The 432-nt window shown below is 42.8% G+C and carries 1 protein-coding gene; it reads right to left on the bottom strand.

Translation table 11 applies throughout. From position 1 onward, the window contains the following. The coding region (locus tag QQK25_RS24775; protein ID WP_284190058.1) for a photosystem I psaA/psaB family protein at positions 1–432 on the bottom strand (432 nt) is incomplete at both ends.

Here is a 432-nt window from a genome sequence, read left to right as displayed (position 1 = left end):
AAGAATGCCCATGTTGTGGCAATTCCACCCAGAAGGTAATGGGTTACTCCTACAGCACGTCCTTGTACAATGCTCAAGGCTCTAGGCTGAGTAGCAGGAGCAACTTTTAATTTGTTATGAGCCCAAACGATGGATTCAATCAGTTCTTGCCAATAACCACGGCCGCTGAATAGAAACATTAAACTGAAAGCCCAGACAAAATGAGCACCTAGGAAAAAAAGTCCGTAGGCGGATAATGATGAGCCGTAAGATTGAATTACCTGGGATGCTTGTGCCCATAAGAAATCACGGAGCCAACCATTAATAGTAATCGCACTTTGCGCAAAGTTTCCGCCCGTGATATGCGTTATGACTCCTTGATCATTTATACTACCCCAAACATCCGACTGCATTTTCCAACTAAAATGAAATATTACTACTGAAATGGAATCG

The sequence above is a fragment of the Zoogloea oryzae genome, assembly GCF_030161255.1.
Lineage (GTDB): Bacteria > Pseudomonadota > Gammaproteobacteria > Burkholderiales > Rhodocyclaceae > Zoogloea > Zoogloea oryzae.
This window is presented reverse-complemented; position numbering and strand designations above follow the sequence as displayed.